This is a genomic window from Plectonema radiosum NIES-515, from assembly GCF_025753815.1.
Taxonomy (GTDB): Bacteria; Cyanobacteriota; Cyanobacteriia; order Cyanobacteriales; family Nostocaceae; genus Hassallia; species Hassallia radiosum_A.
This window is the reverse complement of sequence record NZ_JAOWRF010000306.1, coordinates 1-10,802: the sequence shown is the minus strand read 5'-3', so window position 1 is coordinate 10,802 and position 10,802 is coordinate 1. Positions and strand designations below refer to the sequence as shown.

Sequence of the window (10,802 nt, the reverse complement as noted above, 5' to 3'; positions counted from 1 at the left end):
GGGGAGGTGTATAGGGGAGAGGTGGGGGGGGGGGGTGGAGGGGGGGAGTGTGGCTATAATTGGCGTGGCTTGTCCTTGTCGTGCTATAATTAAATAAGCTTTAGCTAATTCCCATAAACTCACTTCCCCACTACCCAAAGTCAACCCCAAACCATAATATTCTGCCCGGTGAGTTAAGTGTGCAAACCCCAACTCACGCAGACGATCCAAAAAAGTCTGCACACCAACCTTTTCTAACACCCTGACTGCTGGTACATTCAGCGAATTCGCCAAAGCCACCCGCACCCGCACGGGTCCTGTAAAGCTTCGCGTATAATCTGTAGGACTGTAAAGTTTCGCCCCCGGAATCGCGTAGTTTGCCGGCACATCAGCTAAAATAGAGTTGGGACGAATTACAGATTTTTCTAAAGCTAACTCATATAAAAACGGCTTGAGTGTAGAACCTGGTTGACGCAACGCCTGAACTCCATCATTACGTCCGAGTTTGGCTTCGTTAAAGTAATCAGGGGAACCGACATAAGCCAAAAGTTCACCGGTGTGGTTGTCAATAACTAAAGCAGCTGCGTCATGAACATTATTCCCAGCAAGGTTGGTAAGTATTTGCTGTAGTTGTGCTTCCACAAACTGCTGTAAAGGACGATTGATGGTGGTGCGGATGGGAGATGAAGATTTGTTAAGCGAAGTTGGCGGGATTTGACTTGATAGCCAAAATAAAAAGTGGGGGGCAGCAATGATTCCCGGTTGACGAGAGGCAAATATAACTTTTTCGGTGTATGCTCGTTGTGCGATCGCCTTCGTGATATACCCATCCTGTATCATCCGATTCAGGACGTATTTTTGTCGCTGTTTCAACCGTTGATAATGTTCGTAAGGATTAAAGTAAGTCGGATTATTGGGGATAGCAGCTAATAAACTCCCTTGTGCGAGATTTAAATCCCTTGCAGGTATGGAAAAATAGATGCGAGATGCAGCTTCTACACCGTAGATATTTCCTCCCATTGGCAAACGATTGATGTATGCACTTAGGATATCATCTTTGTTCATTCCGGCTGTTAATCGCCAAGATAACCAAATTTCCTGAGTTTTACCTGATACAGTGCGGGGTAGTGAATCCAACATGCGGGCTAGTTGCATGGTGATGGTGGAAGCACCGGAAAGTATTCGTTTGGCGTGAATTGCGTCTTTGATAGCGCGAGCGATCGCCTTTAAATCTAGCGCGCCGTGGTGATAAAACGTACCATCTTCCGCAGCTAAAATCGCGTTGATAAATTGGGGGGAAACTTGATTTAGGGGTACGACTGCGGTATGTTCGCTATTGCGTGTGAGTAGCGTTCCCAATGATAGCCCATTGCGGTCTGTAAAGGCGATCGCTTGTTTATCTTGGGCAATATCTGCGCTACGAATTGGCGCCAAATATGGCAATAAGCGTACTGTCACGCATAATAGCAGGATTACGATAACCGTAATGAGGGCTTTTGCCCTCATTATAATCGATTTCAGGGCTGAAGCCCTGACTACAAACTTATTCATCTATATTAAGATTTGTAATGTTTTTCGGAAACAATCAAACTCAATTGGTTGTCTAAATAGGATTCCTATATTTTTGTCACAATTACTATAGCAGTCCTATTTGATTTATGAAAAAGACTTAATATCATGACCCTAATAAAATATTTGTAGAGACGTTACATGTAACGTCTCTACATTATTCGGTATTATGGGTAAGCTCCCGGACATGATATGAGTTAACGAACCGCAGAGAACGCAGAGAACGCAGAGGAAGGAAAAGAGAGAAATTTTGACGCTCTTATTTAGGATTGCTATAACAGTTATACTATTGCCACATTATTTTTTTACATGCTCATAAGAATAATGCAGTCTCTGCTTATCTTGGTATTTGTACTAGGAATAACAGGGTGTAATTTAATTGGTATTGTTCCAGGGAAGGAACAACTTCCAGAAGTTTCGGCACTAACTCCTCCAAATTTACCAGATTGGATTTCACAAATTAGTCCCATCGGAGATGCTAAACCTCTTCAGCAAATTCGTATCCGCTTTAAAGAAGCTTTAATTCCTCTTGAAAGTCTTGATAATCCAGAACAAGAAAGTTTGTTGCAAAAGTTTGAACTGACACCAAGTTTACCCGGTCATTTTCGATTTTTGACACCACGGATGGTTGGATTTCAAGCTGAGAAAGCACTTCCAAAAGCAACGCGGTTTCAAGTTACTCTCAAAGCTGGTTTGGGAGATTTAAAAAAACATCGTCTGGATCAAGATTTAGCTTGGACTTTCAACACGGAACTCATCAATTTAAGTAATTTAACAGGTGTGAACCCTATAGAAAAAACTGAAGCGGAATCGATTGATTTAAAAGAGAAGTTGCAATTTACCTCAAATGTCGAATTGAATTTAGCTTCAGTGAAAAAGCATTTGCAACTTCTGAGTGAAGGGAAAAAGGAGGGTATACGTTTCAAGGTTGATTTAGCGAAGGAAGAAAAACTGCAAGAGAATGAAGAACCGCTGGAAAAATTTGACCCTTCAGCACGGAATTGGATTTATAACCTGATTCCGCAGCAAAATCTTGAGAAAGCAACTCGTTATCGCTTGCAATTTTCTCCCGGTTTGCGTCCGGTTGATGGTAATCTCTTCAGTGAGAAGGAGTTTGTCAGTAAGTTAACAACTTATTCTCCATTGACATTTCAAGGAATTAAATCTTATGGGCAACCTGATGCAGGTGGAACATATGGGAGATTTATTCAAGGTAGTCCACAGTTAGAATTTAATAACGTCTTAGTGCCAGATTCGGCTATTGAAAATATTAAAATTAATCCTGCACCCCAAGATATTTCTCGACTTATCCAAGTCAACGAGCAAGATAAACTTGTCAGCATCAATCCTTATGCTTTAAAACCTGCTACTCATTATAAAATTACGATTGGTGCAAATCTTAAAGATAAATTTGGGCAGACTTTAGGTAAACCAGTTACCGTCAATTATCATACAGGAGATTTAGCGGGGGATATTTGGGTTCCTGATGGCTTAAATATTTTTCCTGCGGGTAAGAATTTACAACTAAATATAAATACAGTCAATTTACCAGAATCAAAATACAAAGCTGCTTATAAGGTAGTTCAACCAACAGATTTAGTTTATTTCAATAGTGGGAATGATTTATTACCTAAATCATCGGAATGGCAAAGCTTTAAAATAGCTGCAAAGAAGAATCAATCAGTTGATGTGAGTATTCCTTTACGAGAAAAGCTGGGTACTTCCACAGGAATGCTAGCTTATGGAGTACAGGGACGCACTAATCAATATAAAGAGGATAATAAACAACTTTGGAGAGAACCTACGAGTTATGGGTTAGTTCAATTGACGAATTTGGGTGTATTTTCCCAGTGGTTTCCTGAATCGAGTTTGATTCGGGTTCATCATCTTGCTGATGGTTCACGTGTAAAAGGTGCTGCTGTGGAAATTTATGAATCAAAATTGAATGCCAAATCTCGTCCCCAACCGATACCTTGTGCATCAAGTAAAACTGATGAGAATGGAAACTTAAAGCTGAATCGTTCAGATTTGCAGTCATGTTATGCTCAAAGTAAAAGCTTAAAAAAATCACCAGAACTATTAGTGATTGCTCGTGAAAATCAAGATTGGGCATTTACACGCATTGATGAATATAGTGGTGCTTATGGTTATGATATTGATGCACGTTGGCAAAATGATAAACCTGAATCACGGGGAATAATTTTCTCTGATAGACAGCTGTATCAACCGAGCGAAAAAGCTTATTTTACCGGCTTTGCTGATTATTTGCAAAATGGCACGATTCAACAGGATAAAAATGCTGTTTACCAATTAGCTCTGATAAATCCGGATGGACAAAAGACAGATTTAGGTACGCAAACAACGAATGAGTTTGGGACGTTTTCTCTGGAAGTGCCAATTAAGAGCAATCAAAAATTAGGCTATTATACAATTCAAGGGAAGGGGAAAAACGGACACGAAATTTCTGGAGAATTTCGTATAGCTGAATTTAAAGCGCCAAATTTTAAAGTAGAATTAGCTTTAGATAAGGAATTTGCCCTCATTGGTGATAAGATTGCTGCGAAAACTACAAGTAATTATCTGTTCGGTTCACCTGTGGAAGCAGGAAAGGCAAAATATTTTGTCACGAGAAACCAAACGAATTTTATTCCTAAGGGTTGGGAAGAATTCAGTTTTGGTAGACAATGGTTTTTCCCGGAGGAATCTCCTTCTTTACAAAGCGATGTTTTGCAAACTGATACCCAGCTAGATGCTAATGGTAAAAGTAGTCAAGTTGTAAGTGTGGGGAAAGATTTACCTTATCCGATGATTTATCGGGTAGATGTTGAAGTTGCAGATGTTTCTAATTTATCTGTAGCGAATTCTCAAACTTTTACAGCTTTACCGAGTAATCGTCTCATCGGTTTAAAAAGCAACTTTGTCGCTGAAGCAGGTCTTGCTTTTCCGATTCAAGTTATCGTTTCCGACTTGACAGGAAAAGTGCTGGAAGGTCAACGCATTAGGTTGGAATTACAGCAGATGAAATACAGCAGTTTAACTAAAGTGGTGGAAGGTAGTAAAACTGCGAAAAATCAAGTTGAATATAAGACGGTTGGAAAAGTAGAAGTTACATCCAGTAAGAGTCCTCAATCTGTAAGTTTCACACCACCCGAATCCGGTTCTTACAGAATTAGAGCTAATTTTAGCGATGGTTGTAGAGACGTTACATGTAACTGTAGAGACGTTACATGTAACGTCTCTACAGTTACAGATTTGCAAATTTGGGCAACTGGTGAAAATCCAGTAGCTTGGGGTGAAGGTGAAAAAGATAAGTTGGAGGTGAAACTTGATAAAAAAGAGTTTCAAGTCGGTGAAACTGCTACTGCACTGATTCAATCTCCTTATAAAGAAGGAGAATTGTATTTTGCTGTTGTCAAAGATAAACCTATCTATCAACAGATTACCAAAGTTAAGGGCGGTGCACCACAAATTCAATTTAAAGTTACACCAGAAATGCTCCCAAATGCAGCAGTTGAAGCTGTGTTGGTACGTCAGGGTGTTCCTCTAAATAAATTGGAACCAGGAAGTTTAAATAATTTAGTAAAAATTGGCTTTGCACCTTTTAAAGTTAATTTGGCAGAGAAATATTTAAAGGTGCAAGTTACACCTTTGCAAACTTCATTAGAACCTGGTGCGTCAGAAACGGTACAATTAGAGTTGAAGGATAATCAAGGAAACTTCACCAAAGGACAATTCACCGTTATGGTGGTGAATGAAGCGGTGTTACAACTTTCTGGTTATCGTCCCCCAGATTTGGTAAATACGGTTTATGCTGAACAACCGATATCTACCCGCTTTAGCGATAATCGTCCGAATGTGGTGGTAGAACAAAATGCTGTCGCTAAACCGAAAGGTTGGGGTTATGGTGGTGGGTTCTCAGCCGGTGCAGCAAATACCCGCATCCGCAGAGATTTTCAAGCTTTAGCTTACTATAATAATGTAGTTACAGACGCGTCGGGTAAAGCACAGATAACATTTAAATTACCAGATAACTTAACTACATGGCGAATGATGGCGATCGCTACTGATGGAAATCTCCGTTTTGGTAATGGTGAAACAACCTTTATCACCACAAAGCCACTGTTAACTAATCCAATTTTGCCACAATTTGCGCGTCCAGGCGATCGCCTAAACGCTGGTTTATCCATAACTAACAACACTAACTCATCTGGTACTTTGACAATTAATGGTGCAGTTAGCGGTCAAATCAACTTTGAAGGTGAAAATCCGACGGCTGTTTCTTTACAAACTCAAGCTGAATCAGCTACTTCTGCTTATCGATTTCCTATCGTTGTCGGACGTGTTGGTGAAAGTAAAGTCCGCTTCACCACTCAACTAAATGGCAACGCAGATGCTTTTGAAGTTCCTTTGGAAATTAAACCGCTGGAAGTTACAGAAGAGGTTGTCGAAACTGGTGTAATATCAAATTCGTTTGAAACGCAAAGGAGCGCAAAGGGTAACGCAAAGGATCGCAGAGTTTTTAAGAGTCAAGTTGCAAATCAAGTCAAAATTCCTTTGAATGTCGATAAAAATGTCTTACCCGGAGTTGGAGGTTTAGACGTTCAATTAGCAAGTACTCTGATTCCGGAAATTAAAGCACCTGCAAAACAAGTTATGGAAGATGATGATTTACCTTTTGCTGAACCAGCTGCGAGTAAGTTGATAATTGCCGCTAATCTGCAAACTCTCTCAGAGAAATACGGTCAGACTTTCCCAGAGTTTGATTTTAGCAAACAATCAACCCAAGCGATCGCCCAATTGCAAAAACTCCAACTTGCCGATGGTGGTTTTGCAGCTTATCCAGGACAAGAAAAGTCAGATCCTTGGATTTCTCTTTATGTGGCTGAGTCTTTGGCGAAAGCAAATGTAGATGCAGGGATGATACCACGCCTCAAGGGGTATTTGCAGAAAATTCTCGCTAACCCCGGACAATTTGAGTTTTGTAAACAGCAACCCTGTAAAAGCCAAATCCAACTTAATGCTTTAATTGCCACTGCACAATTTGGCGAAAAACGCAATAGCTTTCTGACAGATATTTACCAACAACGCAACAACTTTGATTTAGTGACGCAAATTAAATTGACGCGATATCTATCTGAGTTTCCCGAATGGCAAGATGAATCTAAACAACTTTTACAGCAGTTACAACAATATATATATGAAACTGGTCGCACCGCAGTTATAAATTTACCCAACAGTTGGGGATGGATGAGTTCACCGACAACAGCGCAAGCGCAAGCAATACGTTTGTTTATCGCTGCCAAAGCCGAACCAGAAGTGATAGATAAGTTATTTCAAAGTCTTTTAACACTGCGACGCAACGGTACATGGGAAACTAGTTATAACAATGCCCAAGCTCTAACTGCTTTGGTGGAATATGCGAAACTGCAACCAACACCAGCGAATTTTGTTGCGACTGTAAAATTAGCCGGTAAGAAAATCGGAGAAAGTCGGTTTGAAGGATACCGTAATTCTAGTTTACAACTAAATGTGGCGATCGCTAACTTACCTCGCGGACATCATGATTTAATTCTGGAAAAATCAGCTTCAGGCAAATTACATTATAAACTCAGCTATCGCTATCGCTTGCAAGGAAATCAACCAGGAAGATTTAACGGTTTACGAATATCGCGAGAAATTAGCCGTGTCGGTGATGAAAAAGTGTTGCAAAAAATCGGACTTTATGGTATAGATAAGCCGTTGACAATAGAGACAGGACAGGTGTTGGATATCGGTTTAGAGGTGATTGTAGATCATAGAGTGGAGCATGTGGTGATTAACGATCCGCTACCTGGGGGATTTGAAGCTGTGGATGAAAGCTTTCAAACTGCCACATCTGCGTTAAAAGCAAAAGCCGATAATTGGCAACTCAACTTTAAAACAATTTATCGCGATCGCATTATCGCCTATGCTGACCATTTAGATCCAGGCGTTTATCGTCTGCATTACTTAGTGCGTTCGGTGACACCCGGTACATTTCTTTATCCTGGTGCGAAAGTACACCTGCGATACGCACCCGAAGAATTTGGGCGATCGGCTGATTCTACGTTAGTTTTGTTAGAGCGGAAGTAATTTGATGTTTGTTAATCGTAGTGAAGCGATCGCTTCGCTCCACTTCGTTTTTTTAATTGTTGGGTGCTTTTAGACTCTGTTTATACTTTTCTAGAGTGGTTTCTAATTCCACATACAAAGCATCAACTCCCTCTGTTTCTAATACTTCTAATATGGCTAAATTTAAGCTTTTTTCAACATCAAAGTAGAGATTTGCATCATTGACAAATGCCATAATTTCAATGACACGGGCATTCTGTTCAATTTTGCTGAACCGAACCGTAATTGATGGAGAAAGACCCCGAATAGACTTCGTTGCGAATTTTTCAATAGCATCACAAATTCGGGAAGTTTGGTCTGCGGAAATACCATCTATTTTGAGAGTTAAATTAATCCCCCATCTTAATTCTTTTCCCGGATTTTGTGACCAATTTTCCACAATTCCAGAAATCATTTTTGAATTGGGCATTTTCATGATCGAACCCCACTTAGTTATATGCAGGGTTGTGGTTCTGAACCCAATACTGACTATTTGCACAAAACCACTTACTCCCTCCACTCCTACCCAGTCACCTTGTCTGTAGAGATTATCAGAATAGATAATCAATGTACAAAACCAGTCATAAACAATGTCCTTCAACAGCAAACCGAAAGTGATACCAGCACCACCTAATAGACCAACCAGTGCTGCTGCCGATTGTCCTAAAAAGATTTCACTTACCTTAATAGTGATTACGATAATTGCTGCCGATTGAAAAACTTTCGGCATCAAAGGTCTGAGCAATTCATCAAGCTCAGTGTCAGTATGCAGCAACAGGTTAGCAATTACCTGACCCAAGATGGAAGAGGCTTGGTAAACAAAGTATGCAACTATAAAAACAACTACTAAGTTGAGCGTTCTACCGATTGCTTCGCTCAATTGAGTCCCTATGTTCTGTGCCAGAATTTCCTTGGCAATCCACAGTCCACCAATCAGAATCAACCAACTTAAGGACGGTTTGAGAATCGCAATGAACTCATCGTCGAGGTTGTTATTGGTTTTGCGAGTCAAGCGTTCAATAGTGTTAACAATAGCTGTAACAACAAATCGTCTCAACGTCTGTGTCAACGTCAGGAGGATGATGACGGTAAGTATTTTGCCAATGGGTATGCCGGAGTAATCGAGATTTTTCAGTGTGTTAAAAACTGCTTCCATCGGTTAGTTAAGGGGTAATTGAGTTTTTCTATTTAACTAAGAAACTATTGAGAGAATCTAATTCTTATCTGAACAAAGAATGACACCTTACTCTCTTTGTTGAGTATCAGCTTTTTTCAACCTTTTGTTTTTATTGCTTCTTACGTTGGAAACTATCGCATATTTTCAGTTCCTGTATCAATACTTCTTAATTATTTTTTAATAAGTCTCATAAATAGTCATTAGGACTTCCGCATTGACAGAAAATACCAAATATGAGGTATGAATTTCCCGGATTAAAACCTGATTTTTTGACGATATTTAGGCGATCGCTACCCATATTTTGGTGATTGTCATCCATCCTGGAACGACTAAATTCGGTTCATACACATGATGTCCTGTTTGAAAGCGTGCGTAAGTCCTAGTCATTATGAACTGCGTAGACCAAGAAATGAAAATTTTTTACCCTTTCCCTGTCTTTAAAATCAGATGGGCATAAATAAACGCTTGTCAACGTAGTCACGACTACCCTACGGGAAAGCTCCACGTTCCAGCCATTAGAATCCTTGCTTTGAGTGCTAAACCACTCAAAGCAAGGGTGGGCACTACCTACCACATTAGACATCTTTGGAAAAGAATATAGAGACTTCCGACGATTGATGTGGAAATTAATTATGCGTTACCCAGAACCCTTGTATAGACCTAGCACTTGGTAGTCTGTCTATACGTGTATTTAATCACAATGCAATCTGCTGTAGCTCACCAGTGGGGATTTTGGAGCGCTGGGCATCTTTCTAGAGATGACAAAAAAAATCTTCGGTGAGTTACCATCACAAATCCTAAGAAGTCATACTATTTCATCTTTCCCCGGACATGAGAATAAGTCGCATGGGGTCTAAATGAACATACCAAGGGAAAGGTTGGTGTTTGAGTGTCGTCCATTTATCTTTGAATACTTCGGCTTGTAAATGATAATCTTGATTACCCATAAAAGAAGAGGAATGTAGCTTCAAAAACAATGTCATTCGGTGGGGTGTTTCAATAGCTTTTACCAACCAACAAGGAAATGTATTTTCACTTTTTGAGTCGCTCTTAAAGGTGATATGATGAGCACGAATGCCTACAAAGGATAATTCCTCTGGAATGGTTTCAACTACTCGCAGCGTGCAACCCCAGTCAACAGCCTCTACTTGGTGGGGTGTAAAAGTGCGAGCAACAGAAAAGTTCTTACACCCAGTTAATTGAGCAACACTAACTGTAGCAGGATGTTCAAAAATTTCGTATTTGGAGCCATAATGGACTTGTTGTCCAGATTCCATCACCAACAAATTTGGACAAATTCGGTAAGCTTCTTCTAGATTGTGGGTGACAAATAAAGTGATTCCCTGATAATCTGCTAGGGTAGCAATCATTTGCTGTTCTAGTTGACTTCGCAAGTGAGTATCCAGTGCTGAAAACGGTTCATCCAAAAGTAAAACTTCTGGAACAGATGCTAAAGCTCTAGCTAATGCGACTCGTTGCTGTTGACCACCAGAAAGTTGTTGCGTCAAGCGATCGCTATATCCTTGCAATTGTACCCCGATCAGTTGAGCCTCTACTAGCTGCTTCACAGATGTAGAAGATAACCCCTTCGGTAAACCAAAGGCAATGTTTTCTGCTACCGTCATGTGTGGGAAAAGCGCGTAATTTTGCACTAAAAAACCAATATGGCGATCGCGTGCAGGTAAATTTATTTGACGTTCCGCATCAAATAACACCCGACCATTTAAAACAATCCGCCCCGAACTCGGTGTTTCTACCCCCGCTAAACAGCGTAAAATCATACTCTTACCAGCCCCAGACCCCCCCAAAAATCCCAAGGGTTCTTGTTTCTCAGCACTGAATGATACTTTCAACTCAAAACCAGCAAGCTTTTTCTCAATATCTACGAAAAGTCCAGAATCTGGGGAGTGGGGGAGACAAGGAGTGGAGGAGACAAGGAGGGGGGGAG

The 10,802-nt window shown here is 40.4% G+C and carries 4 protein-coding genes; 1 reads left to right on the top strand and 3 read right to left on the bottom strand.

What is annotated here, in order from left to right; all coding sequences use genetic code 11:
* Positions 1-1,485, bottom strand: a 1,485-nt coding sequence (locus OGM63_RS21660; RefSeq protein WP_263747729.1) for a transglycosylase domain-containing protein, incomplete at its 3' end; no start/stop codon positions are given.
* A gap of 387 nt (positions 1,486-1,872) precedes the next feature.
* Between OGM63_RS21660 and OGM63_RS21655 the strand changes: the two genes are divergently transcribed.
* Positions 1,873-7,659, top strand: a complete 5,787-nt coding sequence (locus OGM63_RS21655) for an alpha-2-macroglobulin family protein (protein ID WP_263747728.1) — start codon at positions 1,873-1,875, stop codon at positions 7,657-7,659.
* 52 nt (positions 7,660-7,711) lie between these two features.
* On the opposite strand, the gene OGM63_RS21650 is transcribed toward OGM63_RS21655, so the two are convergent.
* Complete coding sequence (locus OGM63_RS21650) at positions 7,712-8,833, bottom strand: mechanosensitive ion channel family protein (protein ID WP_263747727.1); 1,122 nt, start codon at positions 8,831-8,833, stop codon at positions 7,712-7,714.
* Positions 8,834-9,669: 836 nt separating this feature from the next.
* The coding region (locus OGM63_RS21645) for a sulfate/molybdate ABC transporter ATP-binding protein (RefSeq protein ID WP_263747726.1) at positions 9,670-10,802 on the bottom strand (1,133 nt) is incomplete at its 5' end.

Coding starts and splice junctions, on each gene's coding strand:
- OGM63_RS21650 (WP_263747727.1), bottom strand. CDS start 8,833: ATGGAAGCAGTTTTTAACACACTGAAAAATCTCGATTACTCCGGCATA.
- OGM63_RS21655 (WP_263747728.1), top strand. CDS start 1,873: ATGCAGTCTCTGCTTATCTTGGTATTTGTACTAGGAATAACAGGGTGT.